A 17,058-nucleotide genomic window follows, 5' to 3' on the forward strand; every position below is an offset into this window, starting at 1 on the left:
CCATGGCAGGAAAACCCTCTACCCCCGTCCGCAAACTGAGCGGTTCGCCGGCAGCAGACTCCCCCGGCGACGCGCGCTGGCAAGCGGCGCGTCCGCGTACTCTGGTCGACCACGCTGTCGATGCGATCCTCAGCGCCGCGTCGCGTGGCCTGATCTTGCCCGGAGACCGCATCGTCGAGCCGGATCTGGTCAACAGGCTCGGCATGAGCCGCGTACCGATTCGGGAAGCGCTGCGGATTCTGGAGAGTCAGGGCATCGTGACCAGCGAGCCGTATAAAGGCATTCGGTTGATGGAGATCTCCCATCAGCGGCTGGAGCAGATTATCGACGTGCGCATTCCGCTGGAGACGCTGGCCTGCCGCCGCGCCATTGAGGCCGGTCGTAACGGTGCCGGACAGCTTACTGTGCTCTATCAGAGCGTTGCACAGATGCAGACCATGATGCAACGCGATGATGTCTATGGCTTCGCCTCAGCCGATACCGACTTTCACCGCACGCTGTGCAGCTTTGCCCATAACCCGGTACTCAGCAATTTGTGGGAGTCGATCGCCCGTCAGCTCACGGTGATATTTGGCCTCTCCACCATGGGAAAATCGATGCATGACATCATTGAAGAACACCAGCGGCTGATCAACGTCTTTGCCGGGGGCGATATTGCCCTGATGACCGGTGAGATTGAAAACCACATCCGCATCCAGGCGCTGGATGTGGACTACGAAACGCTCATTATGCAGCGCCGACAGCAGCGCACCGCTGTGGGGTGAAGCCTTACTGATTGTCTCTATACCAGGAAAACCACGATGAAGATTACCAACGTTGAGGCGTTTTATCTGCGTCTGCCGGTTATTGAGCAGCGCACAGACAGCTCTCAGGATGCGCTGCTTATTAAAATTACCACCGATGCGGGCGTGACCGGCTGGGGTGAAGTGGATGGCAGTCCCTATGTCACCAAAGCCATTATTGAAGCGCCCTATTCGCACACCATGGTCACAGGGCTGAAATTGCTGCTGGTGGGTGAAAACCCGCTGGAGACGGCACGTCTGTGGAAGAAAATGCATCGGGCGACCATCTATTATGGCCGCAGCGGCGCGGTGCTTCAGGCGATGGCCGGGATAGATATTGCGCTGTGGGACATTAAAGGCAAAGCGCTTGGCAAACCTGTTGTTGAACTACTGGGCGGGGCGATGCGCGATAAAATGCGCGTCTACTCCTCCAATATGTTCCAGTACAGCGTAGAGGAGACGGTCGCGCGCGCGAAGCAGGCTGTCGATACCGGTCATACGGGCGTCAAATTTGGCTGGGAGCCGTTTGGCACCGATGAAGCCCGGGATCTGCGCTATCTCGATGCGCTGCGTGCGGCAATCGGTGACAGCGTCGATCTGATGCTGGATGTGGGCCACGTCTGGGATGCCAAAACGACCGTGCGCCGCAGTCAGCGCTATGAACATCTCAATCTGTTCTGGATTGAGGAGCCTCTGCATCCCGATAACTATGCCGGTTACGGACAGGTGTCGGCCGCCTGTCAGCAGCATATCGCTGCGGGCGAACAGGAGTGCTCGGTGGTGGGCTTTCAGCGTCTGATTGATGAAGGGGGCATTGATATCGTGCAGATTGACCTGACCCGCACCGGTTTTACTCAGGCGATGGAGATTGCCAGCTATGCGCAGAGCCGCGGGCGCAAGGTCTGTAACCACAATTTCACCACCGACATTAATACCGCCGCGTCACTGCATTTCCTGTGTGCCATAGAGAACGCACTGGTGATGGAGTATTGCGTTGAGCCGGGTGAAATCAGTCGTTCACTGGCAAAAAATCCGGTGCGCATTGCCGACGGCTACGCCTGGTTACCCGATGAGCCGGGCCTGGGCGTTGAACCCAGTGAGGCCGTGATTGAGACGTTTCTGGTGCGTAGCTGAAGCGGCGTGAGCAACCTCTTCTGCTGCCCCCTCCGGGTGTGCTGTACAACAGACGGTGACATCGCGGCGGGCGCTGACTGATCGTCGTTGATCTGAAAGCGCGGATGCCCGGACAGGGGATGTTCAGAACAGCAGGCGATGCTGGCCAGGTTCGCAATACGGCCTGGCCTTAAGCCGCGACCTGGCTGCTGAGGGTGCCCCCGGTGGCCGTTGCAGGGCCTGCTGTCTGTGATCCTCAGTCAGACGGCAGCGTCAGCAGACGGCGCGGGAAATGGGTCAGTCGCTCAGCGCCCTGCCTCGTCACGCGCACCGTTTCACTGAAGGCCAGGCTTTGCGCTGAAATATAGAGGTGAAATACCATATCCTCCTCCAGCAACCACCGGGCTTCAGGGTGAAAGGCGCAGGAAAAATCGCTGGGACGTGGCGTACGCGTGTAGAGCCCCAGCGCATAACCGGTCACGTTGGGGTACGTGGGGCGCACGCCTGCGGCGAGAACCGCCTCGCGCGCTATCGCATCGATATCCCGTGCGCAGACGCCTGGTTTTATGGCGGCAAGCTGCCGATCCTGTATCGCGATCAGCTGCCGGGCCAGCTCAGCTCGCGCGGGGGGGATCTCACCAACAACTAAAGGACGCATCAGACGGGCGCTGTAATGCCTCACTCTGGGGATCAGCTCAACGTGCAGCACCTCGCCGCACTGCAGTCGCTGCTCGTGGCCGCTGGCATGAAGAAATCCCGCATCTCCGCTGGCTATTACGATTGGCCCTGTCTCTCCACTATCCGCGCCCAGGCGCAGAAAATCTCCCGCCGCCATCGCCGCCACGTCACGGACGCGCCAGCCGGCGCGCGCATGGTTGCTGATGTTATGCAACGTGGCATCGGCTATCGCCGCCGCCTGACGCAGGGCATCCAGCTCTGCCGGAAATTTTACACCTCGCAGCCTGTCGCTCAGCGCCGGGAGATCCTGCCAGGTCGCCTCAGGCAGGTAGCCCGACAGCTGCTGCCAGCTGTGTACGGTCATGCCATACGAGTAAAAGTCCGCGCCGATGCGTGCCTGGCGATAGCCGCGCCGTGCCAGGCTGGTGGCGACCGCGCACCAGGGATCTTCGTCGTCGCGATAACTTTCGACCACCAGCTGCGGGCACTGGCGGCGGCACGGTGCCTCATCCAGCTGGCGTAGCACCATCCAGGGTTCCCCGTTCAAAGGCACCAGGCAAGCCCGGTACAGGGTCTCAGAGACGGTATAGCCGAGCAGCCAGGCGAGCAGTTCGCCGTGATCGACGATCATCACGTCAATGGCGGCTTGTCGCATGGCGGCGCGCAGGCGGCTCAGGGCATCGGGGATCATCAGGCCTGATCATCCCGCTGGCAGATATCCAGGATGGCGAGCAGATAGATGCGCACCATATCGAGGTACTCGCTGATTTCAACGCGCTCATCCGGCATGGTGTTGTACTTGCCGCCGGGACCGCAGACGATCCCTTCCATCCCCGCATGCTGGTAAAAGTGGGCGGCATCGGTACCATAAAACGCCGGGGGGGTAATAACGCCAGTGGGCTGATCGCTGCCGCGAACGGTTTTCCAGGCGCGGTTTACGGCCTGCACGATGGGCGACGCGGGCGAAACTTCAAACGGCAGCATGGTGGGTTTATCGCGGATGCCGTCATCGAACAGCTCAGCCTGCAGCCCCGGATAGCGCGCACAGAGCCTGTCCAGCAGCGCCTGCAAATCGGCCAGCACACCGTCCACCGTCTGGCCCGGCGCGAAACGCGCCGATCCCTTCAGACGCACGAAGTCGGCGACCTGCGGGGGACGCCACTCCTCCAGCTCGCGTCCTAACGCGCCATGCACGGTGCCAATATGGCCGCGGTTGATTTTCCGGTGTTCGCTGCTTTTCGCCCCGCTGAAAATCATGCCGTTGATTTGTGGGATCAGCTCCACCGCGGCGCTGATGGCGTCGACCGCCTCTTCTCGCTTCGACAGATGACGCGTGTTGCCGGTGAGCTCGATGGTAAACATCAGCGAACCGGCGTGCATGGTCAACGCCTGCAAATCGGTGGGCTCCGCGTTGATAAAATAATCAGCGCGCACCCCCTGCTCTATGGCGGCCAGTGTGCCTATGCCCCCCTGCAGTTCACCCACGACGTAGGTCAGGATCACATCGCCTTTGAGCCTGACGCCCGCATCAATCAGCGTTTTCAGCGCGCAGAAATAGGCGGCATCGCCCGCTTTCATGTTGGAGACACCAATGCCGTAAATGAATTGATCGTCAATCTTTCCCGCCCAGGGATCGACGGTCCAGCCTTCAGTAACCGGGTTGGTATCCAGATGACCGTTAAACAGCAGGCTGTGACCGCCGCCACTGCCTGGCAGTCGGCCAATCGCGTTCAGGCGATCGCCCGGCACCGGCTGCAGCGCCGTTTCCAGCCCAAGCTGCGCCATCTGCTCAGCCATAAAGCCTGCCAGCTGGCGCTCGCCGTCGGTGGCGCTGTAACTCTTGTGTTGCACCATTTTGGCCAGGAAAGAGAGGCAAAACGCGCGATCAATATGATGAATTAACTGTTCAGGATTCATGGGCTTCTCATCAGGCTACGGACGGGGACAGGTCGGGAACATGCACAGCATTAAGGAGCGCACGCGTGTAAGGGTGTTGCGCCAGGGACGACATCTTTTCGCCGGGCAGAACGTCGACCACATCGCCGCGATACATCACAGCCACGCGGTGGGCAATCTGGCGGATCAGGTTGAGATCGTGCGTGATAAACAGGTAGGCCGTGTCATACCGGTGGCGCAGCGCCAGAAGCAGCTCAATAATGGTGGCCTGTACCGATACGTCGAGCGCTGCGGTTATTTCGTCGCAAATCACCAGCTCCGGTGGGTGGGCAAAGGCGCGGGCAATCGCCACACGCTGTTTTTGTCCGCCTGAAAGGGCATGGGGATAGCGGGTGGCGAACGCTGGCGGCAGCCGTACTTCTTCAAGCAACCGCGCCACCGCCTGTGCCTCTGTTTCGCCAGGCGGTAAGCCGTAGAGGCGAAGCGGACGCGCCACAATCTCGCCGATGGTCATGCGCGGATTCAGCGAGGCATCAGGATGCTGAAAGATCATCTGCACGCGGCGGCGATACGCGTTGTCCATCTGGGCGCGCCCCTGCAGAGCGCGGCCACCAACATTTATCTCGCCGCTGAACGGTACGAGTCCGGTGATGGCTCGCCCCAGCGAGGATTTACCGGAGCCAGATTCGCCTACCACCCCAAGGATTTCGCCCTGATGCACGGTCAGCGACACCGCGTTTGCCGCACGGGTGGTGTTGGCCTCGCGCTTCAGCAGGCGATCGATCAGGCCGTGACGACCGTAATCGACGCTGAGCCTGTCCAGCGTCAGCAGCGGCTGCGTGCCTGCGGCGTCAGTCATCAGCCGCTGCTGTGGGTCTGGCACCGCGGCAATCAGCCGACGGGTATAAGGGTGTTGCGGTGCACTGAACAGCGTGCGCGTCTTCTCCTGCTCCACGATACGACCTTTATCCAGCACGCAGACGCGATCGGCTACTTTGGCAACCAGGGCCAGATCGTGAGAAATATAAAGTGACGCCACACCGGTTTCGTCCCGCAGACGCTGGTAGAGTTCCAGAATCTGCGCTGAGCTGATCACATCCAGCGCCGTGGTAGGCTCATCAAAAATCAGGCAGTCCGGCTGACAGGCAAACGCGGTGGCGATCAGAATGCGCTGCTTTTCTCCTCCCGAGACCTGATGCGGGTAGCGTCGCATCATGCGGGCCGGATGCTTGAGTTCTACATCCTCTAGCAGAGACTCAGCCAGCTGCTGGGCTTCACGGGCGTTAAGCCTGCGATGACGCCTCAGCACTTCCGTGACCTGCTCGCCCAGCGTCAGGGTCGGGTTGAGCGACGCCGTGGGGTCCTGAAAGATCATGCCCAGTTTTGCGCCGCGCAGCGCCATCAGCGCGGGTGCCGGTAAGTCCAGCAAACTGTTACCGTTGAGGCGGATATCCCCGCTTTTCTCCTGCGCGTTGCTCGCCAGCCAGCGCATGATGGCCCAGCCGAGCGTGGTTTTACCCGAACCCGACTCTCCGACAAGACCCAGCACTTCGCCAGGTCTCACCTGTAAAGTGATCTCGCGCAGTACCGGCAGTGTCTCCCCCGTCGCGAGGCGGTAATCCAGGCTGTAATTGTCCACCGACAGCACCGGTGCGGGTTGTGTCATCATCCGTGGCTCCGCGGGTTGAGGACGTCGCGCAGCCCGTCACCCAGTAAATTAAACCCAATGGCGACCAGGGCGATCGCCAGACCCGGGATCAGCATCATCCAGGGCGCGCTGAAGAAGTAAGTGCGCGCCTCGGACACCATCAGCCCCCATTCAGGTTCGGGCGGCTGTGCGCCCAGGCCCAGAAAACTCAGGGTGGCAAACAGCATGATGGCAAACGCAACGCGAATCGTGGCCTCGACGATGATGGGAGCCAGAATATTGGGCAGCATCTCGCGCAGGATGATGTAGTGGCCCGCTTCACCGCGGGCAATCGCCGCACTGATATAATCCTGCTGGCGCGCCGCCAGCGCTACGCTACGGGAGATGCGAACCATGCCCGGCACAAAGGCGACAGTAATCGCCAGCACCGCATTCATGCTGCTCTGCCCCAGCGTGCTGACAATCAGCAGCGCGAACAGCAGGCTCGGGATAGCCATCACCGCGTCCATGGTGCGCATCATAAATTCATCGATTTTGCCGCCCAGATAGGCACTGGCGGTGCCCAGCACGGCGCCCACCACCATCGCGAGTGCGGTTGCCAGCAGAGAGAGCAAAATGGTGGCGCGTGCGCCCACCATCACCCGGCTGAAAATATCGCGTCCCATCTGATCGGTGCCAAACCAGTGTTCTGCACCCGGCGGCTTATAGCGCGTCAGTATCGAGATCGCTTCTGGATCAAAAGGTGCCACATGCGCTCCGCCAGCCACCATCAGCAGGGCCAGCAGAATAATCAGCAGGCCCGCCGCGCCCTGCGGGGAGTGCAGTAAACGTTTCAACAATTCAGGCATAGGAAATCCGCTTATCCAGAATGACGTAGGCAAGGTCTGCAAGGAAATTCACCACCGAATAGGTGGCCGCCAGGATCATCACGCCAGCCTGAATAACCGGCAGGTCGCGCGCCTGTACCGCCACGATCAGCTCGCGACCAATACCGGGGATGGCAAAAATCTCCTCCACGACCACAATGCCACCGAGCAGATAGCCCACATCCAGAGCCACAATGGTGATGGTGGGCAGCAGACCGTTTCGCAGCGCATGACGCCAGAGGATACGCCGGCGTGAGAGACCCTTGAGCCAGGCCGCACGAATGTAATCTGTGTGCAGCACGTCCACCATTTCAGAGCGCACCATGCGTGAGACGTGGGCCACCAGGATCAGCGCCACGGTCACAGCGGGCAGGATCAGGTGTTGTATCCCGCTGACGAGGTTTTCGCTCAGCGGCACATAGCCGGTAGCGGGCAGCACCTGCCAGACGTCGGCAAACAGCAGCAGTACCAGCGTCGCGGTAACAAACTCGGGAAAAGAGATACCCATGTATGAAATCACGCTCACCAGCACATCCGCGGTTTTCCCGCGACGCACCGCGGCCCAGATGCCGAGCGGCATGGCGATGATCAACATCAGTACCAGCGCACAGGCCGCCAGCAGCAGCGATCGTGAAAGCGCCGTCAGCAGCGTGGGCCCGACCTCCAGCCCGTTACGCATGGAGAGGCCAAAATTGCCCTGTAGCGCCTGCGTCAGCCAGTGCCAGTATTGCAGCCAGGCCGGGGCATTCAGCCCCAGGCGCTCGCGCACCGCAGCCAGCGCTTCCGGTGTAGCATTCTGACCCAGCAGGGTGACAGCCGCGTCTGCCGGCAGCAGCTGCGTGATGCCAAAAACCAGCAGCGACACCACCAGCAGGGTGTAGATCATCAGCAGCAGGCGTTTAAGCAGATAGCTCGCGGTCACGGTTTCTCCTTACACAGCGCGCACGGGCGCGTTGTCGGTCAGCCAGACGTGGTCGAGACGAAATACCGCGCCGCGGGGATGCAGGTGATAGCCCGCCACATGGTCGCGGCTGGCGGCCAGCAGATCGAAGAAGGTCGGGATCACTGACGGCACGTCGTCATGCATCAACTGCTGCGCTTTCGCATAGAGCGCCGTGCGCTGGGCATCGTCACGGGTTTCGCGTGCCGCCTGAATGGCGCTGTCAAAATCGGCGTTATTCCAGCGGGTTTCATTCCAGGCCGCCGTTGAGGTGTAGAGCAGGGAAAATACGGCGTCTGGCGTGGGTTGCATATTGTAAAAACCCACGTAGAAATTGCCTTTTTTCCACACCTGATCGAGATAGGTGCTGTGCGCCATGGTCTGTACCCGGATGCGGAAGCCGCCTGGCCGGGCCATTTCACGCAGCGCTATCCCCAGCTGGGTACGCGTCGCAGGCTTGTCCGAGGCCACAAGGGTTAAATCAAGGCCGTTGGGGTATCCTGCCTCTGCCAGCAGCGCTTTGGCTTTGCTGTAATCCACGGCTTTGCGGACCAGATCGGCGTAATAGGGATAGGCGGCATTGATCGGGGTGTCGTTACCCGGTGAACCCAGTCCATCAGCGACAAAGTCTACGGAGGCCTGACGATCCACGCACAGCGCCAGCGCCTGGCGCACGCGCGCGTCGTTAAACGGCTTCTGATCGCAGCCCATGTTTACGTTCAAAAACTGTCCTGACGCGACCCGAAGCGGCAGCACGCCCGATGATTTGGAGAGGCGGGCGAACTCGCTCGACTGGGCACTCAGCATCAGATCGGTATCGCCGGAAATCAACGCTGAACTCTCTGCGAGGCCATCGGGATAAACCACAACCTCTACGCCGTCGAGGTAGGGACGTGCCGGATCGTAATAGTGCGGGTTACGCTTCACCACAATTTTGCGTTCAGGATCGTATGACACCAGCTGAAACGGGCCTGCACCCAGTGAGGTTTTACTCAGCTTATCTATGCCTCCCTGGGCAACTGCGGCGGGAATGATTTTGGCGTCCGGGTAGGCGAGCATCACGGGCAGATCCGCATAGGGCGTTTCAGTTTCAATCAGTACGGTGCTGTCGTCCTTCGCGCTGACCGCGTTAATGGGGCCGATATTATGCAGCGCGGGTGAGGCGTTTTTTGGATCGAGCAGGGCCTGCAGGCTGGCAACCACATCCGCAGAGGTTAATGGTGTGCCATCGCTGAACCTTAAGTCCGGTCGCAGGGTAAACGTCCACTGCCGGAGGTCGTCACTCGCCTGCCACGACTGCGCCAGGTCAGCTTCGGCTTTCATCTGCTGCGTCAGGCGGGTAAGACCGCTGTAGAGCAATTCAGCAACCAGATACTCCGGATTTACGCGCACCTGATGCGGATTTAACACACTGACCGCCTGGTCGACACTGATGCGCAGGACTCCCCCTTTACGGGGCGTTCCGCCCGGTGTTGCGCTGGCCACCTGTGCGGCCCGGGATGTGAAAGACCAGGGCAGCATGGCTGCGCCGGTCAGAGCAGTCGAGCAGGCGATAAACTGCCGCCGGTTTAATCCTTTCATTGCGCACATCTTCTCTTCCTCGCTGGTTCAAATACCCTGGGTTGGCTGAAAATCGTCGGCGAGATACGCCAGAATGGACTGCGAAAGGGCAATAACATCTGCCATTGTTGTAAATTCATCGGCGGCATGAATACGGTTGTCGGGGCGCGCCAGGCCCCCGAGTAAAATTTCCTGAATGCCCGCCTGCTGCACCCAGCCCATGTCGGAGCTGGTGGCAGATCCCCACGGGCGGAAGGACGCGGCGGGAAAGCCAAAGCCCCGGCTCAGGGCAGCCTGCCAGCGCGGCCAGTGCGGCCCGTAAGGATCGGCTACCGGTGCCAGATGGCCAATCATCTGCACGGCGACATGCAGTGCACGGCTCTCTGCCATCGCCTGCGTGATGCAGCGGTTGAGCTCCTGCCAGACATCCTCAAAGGCTTCTTCGGGGGCATACCGACGATTGATCAGCAGTTCAAAACGCTCAGGAATGGTGGATCCTTTACTGCCGCCCTGTACCGCAGCCAGCGTCAGCAGTGACGTGAGCGGTTTTCCCTGATAATGCGGTGGGGAAGGCATGGCAGAGATGCGCTGCTCCACCTGCCCTTTAAGCTGATACAGCGCGTTCATCAGCGGAAGCGCGGCTTCGATGGCATTAATGCCTTCAACAGGATCGCCAGAGTGCGCTGAGCGTCCGGTCACAATGACCCTGAGATCCAGGCTGCCAAAGCAGCCCGCCCAGATGCGCGGCACCGCGCCGCCGTTGAAGCTCAGCAGGTGCCCGGAAAACTGTTGCTGCTCGGCAAGGTAGCGGATGCCGGGATAGAGCCCGCCCTCTTCATCAGTGCAAAGCAGAAAAACCGGGTTAAAGCGTAGCGGCAGGTGACAGGCCTGTGCGGCCCGAATTGCCGCCATGGCCGCTGCAATCGTGCCCTTCATGTCGGCCGCTCCACGACCATAGAGCCTGCCTTCGGCCTCAGTCAGGGCCAGAGGAGGAAACCGCCAGCCGTCACCGGCCGGAACCGTATCGGTGTGAAAATAGAGATTGCAGTTTTCAGCCGCCCCGCTGTTGAGCGTCGCCAGCAGATTGACGCGCTCACCCTGTGCGCTGCCATCGGGTGCCTGCCACAGCGCATCAGGCACTGAGACGCGCTGAAAATGGAAATGCATGGGTGATAACAGCTGCGTCATCAGGTCTGCGAACGCCGCATAGCCGTTGCCCGGCGGGAAGCAGGTATCAACGGAAAGCATGCGCCGCATGTCATCCGCTATGCGCGTCCCGTCCTGGACGATTTTTTCTAACGCGCTGTTAAAGCGGGAATCTTTCGTCATAAGACGCTCGTCTGTTGTATTTCTATATAGTTTATAGATAATGCAACTCAACAACGCGGGTCAATCGGTAATCGCAGACATGCAAAAAAACTATGACGCAGATAACAGAGCTTCTTTTACCCGGCTGAGTGAAGGAGAGGGCGCACCCCTGTATGAGGTCGTAAAGCGCCGTCTCAGCGAGTCTATTCTGAGCGGAGAGCTGCCTGCCGGAACCATCCTGCCAAGTGAAAGCAGTCTGGCGGCGGAATTTGGCGTCTCCGTTGGCACCATGCGCAAAGCGCTGAGTGCGCTTACCGCGGAAGGGATGCTGATGCGTCGGCGCAAAACCGGCACGGTGGTCACCGGCTGGGCCCCGCTGCATAACCTCAGTCACTTCTTTCAGTATTTTCGGCTGCACGATAAAAGCGGTGGGTTGCTCCAGTCCGACACCACTCTGCTCGATTATCAACAAAGCAGCGCGACACCGGACGAAGCGGAAAAGCTACAGATTGCCCCGGGTGAGCCGGTATACCGGCTGAAACGTCTGCGTCGCGTGAAAGGCCTTGCCGCCATGCACGAACAGCTGGTGCTGCCCGCTGCCCGCCTGCCCGATTTTCCGCTGGCCGAACATCTGCCGCCGCTGCTTTACCGCTACCTGTTTGAACGCTATGACGTGCGCGTGGCCGCCGTGCGTGAGCAGATCACCGCGACTCTGGCCAGCGAAGAGGATGCGGAACGACTGGAGCTGGATTTGCCGCAGGCGGTGCTGGTGATTGACGAGATCTCATTTGACCAGAGCGCGACGCCGGTGATCCTGGCGCATCATCGCTTCAGTACTGAACATTTTATGTACGTTAATGAGATCAGGTAGGAAGAACAGGGGCGCGTGGCCAGAAGTAAAAGGCGTGGAAGGGAGCGCCCGGCTTACGCTGACTCTGCTCTGTCGCCAGAACAAGCAGGAAAAAACAGCCAGCTTCGTTCGCTTTTAATGAAAAGGATGGCATGCGCCCCACGCTTTCCGCTTCACTCAACCGGCGTAACAGGTGCCCGCCTTTTAGTTAAAACAGTTAATTTACGCAGTAAAACCTGCATAAAAAACCGTGTCATTCGGGACTGCTGGCTATTTTAAACGCGCTGAATAGCTTATAACGATCTGCGCTGGCAGGCTGAAATAATCAGGCGTCACCGACCGGTGAGTTTCACTGTCAGTCATCTGTGAATGTTTTGGGTAACTCTGGCTGGGCGCGGATAAACATTCATCTTCACCCTGTTATTAACGCCGTCTGCCCCAGAAAAACAGTGAATTCATGAGGGAATATGAAAAAGAGCGTCGCCGCTTTCCTGATGGTTTTTATGATCCTGTCGCCTGCTCTGGCCAGAGCAGACCTGACGTTTGAGCAGGCTGTTGATGAGATCGCGCAGCATCTTACCAGCCTGAACCCCATTACATGGGTCGCGCCCGGTGAAAAATATCACCTTGTTATTTTCATCGATAATCAGTGCGTTTATTGCAGTCAGATCGTGAAAAATATCCATCACTATACTGATGCAGGCTTTTCCGTGTCGTTTTTGACGGTTGCGCCACCGGCTATTCGCGATCAGGTCACTGAAGATATGGCCAGGGTGTGGTGCTCAGCCACGCCTCAGGAAAGTCTGCGAAATGCCATGGCCGGTTTTTTACCCGCTAATGGCGCTACCCCGGAATGCACTGACACGATAAAGTCGCAGTCTGCACTGGCGGAACGTATCGGTATTCGCGCCACACCTGTTATCGTGGTTATGCAGAAAAAACCTCTCCTGTTCGTGGGGATGAAAACGCCTTCCTTTATGCTGAAACAACTTAATGAGCAGCCGCAGTAAAGGTCATATCGGCCACTGGCAGAGCGCGTAGTGCTGTCTTCGCTTTTCTTCCTGTCAGATGCGTAAGTCAGCAAATTCAGCGGGAGATATCACCTGCTGATCCCGGTCAGGGAGCGGATTTCTCAGGCGATAAAAACCGCTACCGCTTTTATTTTGAAGCGGTGACGGTTTTGCTCTCTGCCGCGTCATCATCGCGCCGGAAGTCTCTTGCCTGCGCGTAACCCCTGCGGGCGTCCGTGAAACACGCGCTATGCGGTAGCAGACCAGAATCATTTCCTCATCTCCCCCTGCCCGTCGGTATGACCGGTATGGCCATAGACGCCAGAGGCGCTTTTGTGCCTCTTTTACGATCTACTTCAAACTATCACTAACTCCTCTGGGTAAACGTCAGATTTCAGTTGCCTGATCCTCTCTCTTCACCGAATAGTAAGTAGAACGTTTTAGTAGAACGTTCTACTTCCTTTTACCGCGCCCCAAAGGCGCATTCCAGGGTTTTGAATCGGAGAAAACAGCATGAGTCTGTTCTCGGGATTAATTAAATCGTTATCAAAATTGTCGATGATAGGCCGCGCCCTGATGCTGCCTATCTCACTGCTGCCAGCCGCAGGCCTGCTGCTGGCGTTCGGCGATAAGTTTCACCTGCCGTTGATGATGAATGCCGGAGGCGTAATCTTTGATAATTTGCCTATGCTGTTTGCCATCGGTTCAGCCGTCGGGCTGGCATCAGAATCGGGCATTGCGGCACTGTCGGCGGCCGTATCGGTTTTCATTACCAATATCACCATCGGCACGGTTATGGGCATTACCCCGGAAATGGCGGCACAGGGGGGAAAATACGCGCTGGTAGTGGGCATACCAACGCTGCAAATGGGGGTATTTGGCGGGCTGCTCTGCGGTATTCTCGCCGCCTGGTGCTATAACCGTTTCCACACCCTGCAGCTGCCTGAATTTCTTGGCTTCTTTTCCGGTAAGCGCTTTGTGGCGATTGCCACCGCCTGCTCATCTTTTTTAATGGGTTTGCTGCTGCCCTACGTCTGGCAGCATATTCAGTCCGGCATTGACGCGCTTTCCGTGATGGTAAACGGCGATAATCAGGCCGCCTCAACCTTTATCTTTGGGCTGGTTGAGCGCGCGCTTATTCCGCTCGGGCTCCACCATATCTGGTATCCCTCTTTCTGGTATTCATTTGGCGACTACACAACCCAAACCGGACAGGTGATCCATGGCGATCAAACCATCTGGTTTAAAATGCTCGAAGAGGGCGTGAAATCGTTCAGCAGCGATACCTATCAGAACGCGGGCAAATTTATGCAGGGTGAGTTTCCGCTTATGCTGTTTGCGCTGCCGGCCGCCTGCCTTGCTATGTATCACGAAGCGCACACGGCCAATAAAAAGATTGCTGCCGGGATCCTTTTTTCCGCTGCGCTCACCTGCTTTCTGACCGGGATTACCGAGCCGGTCGAGTTTACCTTTATCTTTGTGGCACCGGTGCTGTATGTCTTTAACGCCATTATGGCAGGCCTGGCCTACATGATGATGTATCTGATGCATGCACACATTGCGAAATCGTTCTCTGCTGGCTTTATCGATTATCTGTCGTTTGGCATCCTGCCTTCTTTTAACGGCTATCAGACTCACTACCTGAATGCGGTGATTATCGGTGTGCCGATGGGACTGATTTACTACTTCACCTTTCGCTATGTCATCCGCCGTCTGGATATCAAAACCCCGGGGCGTACTGCGGTAACGGCGAACGTGAGTGATAAGTCCGACAACGAGGTTGCCACGGAGATCATTGGCTTGCTTGGCGGCGCGCAAAACATCAATACTGTGGGCGCCTGTATTACCCGCCTGCGTCTTGATGTGGTGAAAAGCGATCTGGTGGATAAAGATGGCCTGAACGGCGTCGGCGCGCGCGGCGTGGTCTTTATTGGCGATACGGGCATTCAGGTCATTTTTGGTGCCCGCGCGCAGTTCATCGCGCAAACCATGCAGACGATGCTGGCAAAATAACGGGCAGTCGCACTCTCCGGCGTGAGCCGGAGGGCTGAGCCCAGGGGCAGGATGAATTTTTCAGGAGCCGGTTTGAAAAAAGTCAGCATCATCGATGTTGCTAAAGAGGCGGGCGTCTCTGTCTCGACCGTTTCGCTGGTGCTGCGGCAGAAGGGCAAGATCTCTGACGCGACCATTGCCAGAGTACAGGCCGCTATTCAGCAGCTGGGTTATGTGCACAACGTGGCCGCGGCGAACCTGCGCGCCAGCACATCGAATCTGATCGGTCTGATCCTGTGCGACTTCAGCGACAGCTATGCGGTAAAAGTCATGGCGAGCGTAGTTAAGGAGCTGGAAAAGCAGGGGTTTATGGTGTTTCTGGGCCAGCCTCAGGATAATGAGGGAAGCCTCGAACGCTGCCTGCTTTCATTTAATCAGCAGGGCGTAGCGGGTGTCATCTATCTGACTTCTGACACCCGTCAGGCCTCTTTGCCGGATCGACTCCGTTTGTGTCCGCTGCCGTTAGTGGTGGTTTCGCAAACCCTGCTGGATGAGACCTGTGATCTGGTGATGCGCGATAATCGCCAGGCGGCCGCGCTGGCCACGCGCTATCTGCTGGCGCGCGGACACCGCAACATTGGCTATATCGGCGGAGAGGCGGATTGTCTGCTGCGTTTGCAGCGTCTGCAGGGGATTCGTGCCTGCCTGCGACAAAACGGCATTGTGCTGAAAGAAGAGACCGCGCCGACGTGCAGCGAAGAGACTTTTGCCGCCAGCCAGGCAACGCGTCATCTGCTGGACAATAATACCACCCTTACCGCGCTGCTTTGCCATTCACCAACGGCGCTGATTGGCGCGATAAACGGTATCCATCAGGTGGGGCGCACGCTGGGCAAAGATCTTTTCCTTACGCAGCAGGTTGCGCTGATCGGCTTTGAAGATATGCTGCACGTTAACCTGACGTCGCCATCCTTATCTTATGTCTCATCCGCCAGCGAGGAGACCGGACGGCAGGCCGCAGAACTGATCATCAGTAAGGTCAGAACGCCAGATTTACCGACGCAGCGCATTTTGCTCAGCGGTGAGCTGGTGGTGCGCGAGTCAGCCTGAGGTGAGCATCAGGCCAGCGACGTGCGCGCTGTCCGGCAGGCAGGAAGCGGTCGCGTGGCGGGTAATGGGAAAGTCGGCGGGCGGACGCATTGTCGTCTGATGCGGGCCACATCCCTGTGTGCCACGCCGGGGATGGCAAAGCTTATGCCCTGCCTCGCCGGTTACTGTGCCTGTTGCTGATTTTTTTCTGCTTCTTTTTTCTCTTTTTTGTGTGCCATGTGATGCCCTACAGCACATCCGGCCGCCGCACCCGCGACACCATGATTTTTAATATGTCCTGCGGCTCCGCCGACGACGGCACCTTTCAGACAACCTGCAGCATCAGCCTGGGAAGCGACCGATAACAGCAGGCCAAGGGTGATGACTAAACACGACAATTTACGCATCTGAATACCATCCTCATACGCATTAACAGCACGTTGCTGGTAATTAGCCTGATGAGCATAGTCGTTACGGCAAGGTAGCAGAGGCTAAAGCAGGCTCTGTTGTGTTTCAGTTTAACAAGTGTTGTTTCCTGGCGTAAAAAGTGACGCCTTTTACTCTTTTATTACTCTGGCTTAACATCTGCGCCGCGCCTGGCCTCCCGCCGACAGCGTTCAGAACAATACTGCACCTGCTCCCAGTTCTTCTCCCATTTTTTTCGCCAGGTCATCGGTTTTTTACACTGCCTGCAGTAGCGTACTGGCAGCGATTGTTTATTTCCCTTAAAGGTAGACATTTTTCCTCACATTCAGCGGGTCTGGATTCTGCTTAAAAGCCGTCAATTTCTCTGAGGCCTCGACATGAGCGTCCGGCGGATTCCGTGACCATCACACCCGGCGCAGGGATAAAATCCGTCAACAGGTGATAGACCCTTTCCATGATCTCCTGACGCGTCATATTGCCCTGATAGCTGAACACATCTCGCGGCAGCCAGTAAGTTTTATCGCCTCCGTCCGAGATACTGTGTCGGAATCCATTGTCATTCATTGCTTTGAGGAGCCGCCTGTAGTCACCGGCAGCATCCACTTCACCCCGCAATTCAATTGAAATGTCATATATGGGCATGGCATGTCTCCTTAAACATGAAGGCCTCATTTAAGTTTACTTAAGTTTTCTGTTTGTGCCATTTTTCTTGCTTACTTCTTTCACCTCCCTGCAGCTGCAAGATAAATCCTGTTGGGGGCCATCAGCAGAGAGGGGCTGGCGCTGATAACTCGCCTCGACAGGCAGGAAATAGCCGCCTGAGCAGCAATAAAACGGCTTCTGCGACCCATAGGCCTGCCATCATTTTTTCCTGTTGAACTCTGTAAATGTCCTTAACTA

Annotated in this window: 16 protein-coding genes; 6 read left to right on the forward strand and 10 right to left on the reverse strand. The window is 57.9% G+C overall.

Translation table 11 applies throughout. The features are described 5' to 3' along the window. Window positions 1-2 precede the first annotated feature (2 nt). Window positions 3-764 (forward strand): GntR family transcriptional regulator, encoded by a 762-nt coding sequence (locus tag HP564_RS18030; protein WP_371245208.1) that lies wholly within the window; start codon window positions 3-5, stop codon window positions 762-764. A gap of 36 nt (window positions 765-800) precedes the next feature. Continuing rightward, on the forward strand, window positions 801-1,916 hold the full coding sequence (locus tag HP564_RS18035; protein WP_371245209.1) for a mandelate racemase/muconate lactonizing enzyme family protein: 1,116 nt from the start codon (window positions 801-803) through the stop codon (window positions 1,914-1,916). Between the two features lie 235 nt (window positions 1,917-2,151). On the opposite strand, the gene HP564_RS18040 is transcribed toward HP564_RS18035, so the two are convergent. Genes HP564_RS18040 through HP564_RS18070 form a run of 7 tightly spaced genes read right to left on the reverse strand, consistent with a single transcriptional unit; the run spans window position 2,152 to window position 10,812 of the window. Continuing rightward, complete coding sequence (locus HP564_RS18040; RefSeq protein WP_371245210.1) at window positions 2,152-3,264, reverse strand: M24 family metallopeptidase; 1,113 nt, start codon at window positions 3,262-3,264, stop codon at window positions 2,152-2,154. Then, complete coding sequence (locus HP564_RS18045; protein WP_371245211.1) at window positions 3,264-4,490, reverse strand: M20 family metallopeptidase; 1,227 nt, start codon at window positions 4,488-4,490, stop codon at window positions 3,264-3,266. The genes HP564_RS18040 and HP564_RS18045 overlap by 1 nt, the downstream gene beginning before the upstream one ends. Before the next feature lie 10 nt (window positions 4,491-4,500). Next, window positions 4,501-6,138, reverse strand: coding sequence for a dipeptide ABC transporter ATP-binding protein (locus tag HP564_RS18050; RefSeq protein WP_371245212.1), 1,638 nt, complete (start codon window positions 6,136-6,138; stop codon window positions 4,501-4,503). Further along, a complete protein-coding gene (locus tag HP564_RS18055; RefSeq protein WP_371245213.1) occupies window positions 6,135-6,965 on the reverse strand; it encodes an ABC transporter permease in 831 nt (276 codons plus the stop codon). The genes HP564_RS18050 and HP564_RS18055 overlap by 4 nt, the downstream gene beginning before the upstream one ends. Continuing rightward, window positions 6,958-7,905 carry an ABC transporter permease gene (locus HP564_RS18060; RefSeq protein WP_371245214.1) on the reverse strand — a complete coding sequence of 316 codons (948 nt, stop codon included), beginning with the start codon at window positions 7,903-7,905 and terminating at the stop codon, window positions 6,958-6,960. The genes HP564_RS18055 and HP564_RS18060 overlap by 8 nt, the downstream gene beginning before the upstream one ends. 9 nt (window positions 7,906-7,914) lie before the next feature. Then, entirely contained in the window at window positions 7,915-9,513 is a 1,599-nt protein-coding gene (locus HP564_RS18065; RefSeq protein ID WP_371245215.1) for an ABC transporter substrate-binding protein, read from the reverse strand. 18 nt (window positions 9,514-9,531) lie between these two features. After that, window positions 9,532-10,812, reverse strand: a complete 1,281-nt coding sequence (locus tag HP564_RS18070; RefSeq protein ID WP_371245216.1) for a M20 family metallopeptidase — start codon at window positions 10,810-10,812, stop codon at window positions 9,532-9,534. A gap of 79 nt (window positions 10,813-10,891) precedes the next feature. Between HP564_RS18070 and HP564_RS18075 the strand changes: the two genes are divergently transcribed. From HP564_RS18075 to HP564_RS18090, 4 genes are all read left to right on the forward strand, one after another. Continuing rightward, window positions 10,892-11,662: a GntR family transcriptional regulator gene (locus HP564_RS18075; RefSeq protein ID WP_371245217.1), complete on the forward strand. Its 771-nt coding sequence runs from the start codon at window positions 10,892-10,894 to the stop codon at window positions 11,660-11,662. Between the two features lie 446 nt (window positions 11,663-12,108). Further along, window positions 12,109-12,651: a thioredoxin fold domain-containing protein gene (locus tag HP564_RS18080; RefSeq protein WP_371245218.1), complete on the forward strand. Its 543-nt coding sequence runs from the start codon at window positions 12,109-12,111 to the stop codon at window positions 12,649-12,651. Window positions 12,652-13,164: 513 nt separating this feature from the next. Continuing rightward, a complete protein-coding gene (locus tag HP564_RS18085; protein WP_371245219.1) occupies window positions 13,165-14,664 on the forward strand; it encodes a PTS transporter subunit EIIC in 1,500 nt (499 codons plus the stop codon). A gap of 72 nt (window positions 14,665-14,736) precedes the next feature. Next, window positions 14,737-15,753: a substrate-binding domain-containing protein gene (locus HP564_RS18090; protein WP_371245220.1), complete on the forward strand. Its 1,017-nt coding sequence runs from the start codon at window positions 14,737-14,739 to the stop codon at window positions 15,751-15,753. A 161-nt stretch (window positions 15,754-15,914) separates the two neighbouring features. On the opposite strand, the gene HP564_RS18095 is transcribed toward HP564_RS18090, so the two are convergent. The 3 genes from HP564_RS18095 to HP564_RS18105 form a co-directional block, all read right to left on the reverse strand. After that, the gene (locus HP564_RS18095) at window positions 15,915-16,139 is read right to left on the reverse strand and encodes a hypothetical protein (RefSeq protein WP_371245221.1); all 225 of its coding nucleotides are present in this window, start codon (window positions 16,137-16,139) and stop codon (window positions 15,915-15,917) included. A gap of 161 nt (window positions 16,140-16,300) precedes the next feature. Beyond that, on the reverse strand, window positions 16,301-16,471 hold the full coding sequence (locus tag HP564_RS18100; RefSeq protein WP_371245222.1) for a DUF2256 domain-containing protein: 171 nt from the start codon (window positions 16,469-16,471) through the stop codon (window positions 16,301-16,303). 32 nt (window positions 16,472-16,503) lie between these two features. Then, the gene (locus HP564_RS18105; RefSeq protein WP_371245223.1) at window positions 16,504-16,800 is read right to left on the reverse strand and encodes a hypothetical protein; all 297 of its coding nucleotides are present in this window, start codon (window positions 16,798-16,800) and stop codon (window positions 16,504-16,506) included. Window positions 16,801-17,058: the final 258 nt, after the last annotated feature.

The sequence above is a fragment of the Pantoea sp. KPR_PJ genome, assembly GCF_041386365.1.
GTDB lineage: Bacteria > Pseudomonadota > Gammaproteobacteria > Enterobacterales > Enterobacteriaceae > Pantoea.

What these genes read in the sequence shown, in the direction of transcription:
- HP564_RS18045 (WP_371245211.1), bottom strand. Translation starts at nt 4,490, where the DNA reads ATGAATCCTGAACAGTTAATTCATCATATTGATCGCGCGTTTTGCCTC.
- HP564_RS18065 (WP_371245215.1), bottom strand. Translation starts at nt 9,513, where the DNA reads ATGTGCGCAATGAAAGGATTAAACCGGCGGCAGTTTATCGCCTGCTCG.
- HP564_RS18100 (WP_371245222.1), bottom strand. Translation starts at nt 16,471, where the DNA reads ATGTCTACCTTTAAGGGAAATAAACAATCGCTGCCAGTACGCTACTGC.
- HP564_RS18105 (WP_371245223.1), bottom strand. Translation starts at nt 16,800, where the DNA reads ATGCCCATATATGACATTTCAATTGAATTGCGGGGTGAAGTGGATGCT.
- HP564_RS18030 (WP_371245208.1), top strand. Translation starts at nt 3, where the DNA reads ATGGCAGGAAAACCCTCTACCCCCGTCCGCAAACTGAGCGGTTCGCCG.
- HP564_RS18055 (WP_371245213.1), bottom strand. Translation starts at nt 6,965, where the DNA reads ATGCCTGAATTGTTGAAACGTTTACTGCACTCCCCGCAGGGCGCGGCG.
- HP564_RS18035 (WP_371245209.1), top strand. Translation starts at nt 801, where the DNA reads ATGAAGATTACCAACGTTGAGGCGTTTTATCTGCGTCTGCCGGTTATT.
- HP564_RS18050 (WP_371245212.1), bottom strand. Translation starts at nt 6,138, where the DNA reads ATGATGACACAACCCGCACCGGTGCTGTCGGTGGACAATTACAGCCTG.
- HP564_RS18080 (WP_371245218.1), top strand. Translation starts at nt 12,109, where the DNA reads ATGAAAAAGAGCGTCGCCGCTTTCCTGATGGTTTTTATGATCCTGTCG.
- HP564_RS18075 (WP_371245217.1), top strand. Translation starts at nt 10,892, where the DNA reads ATGCAAAAAAACTATGACGCAGATAACAGAGCTTCTTTTACCCGGCTG.
- HP564_RS18085 (WP_371245219.1), top strand. Translation starts at nt 13,165, where the DNA reads ATGAGTCTGTTCTCGGGATTAATTAAATCGTTATCAAAATTGTCGATG.
- HP564_RS18070 (WP_371245216.1), bottom strand. Translation starts at nt 10,812, where the DNA reads ATGACGAAAGATTCCCGCTTTAACAGCGCGTTAGAAAAAATCGTCCAG.
- HP564_RS18040 (WP_371245210.1), bottom strand. Translation starts at nt 3,264, where the DNA reads ATGATCCCCGATGCCCTGAGCCGCCTGCGCGCCGCCATGCGACAAGCC.
- HP564_RS18095 (WP_371245221.1), bottom strand. Translation starts at nt 16,139, where the DNA reads ATGCGTAAATTGTCGTGTTTAGTCATCACCCTTGGCCTGCTGTTATCG.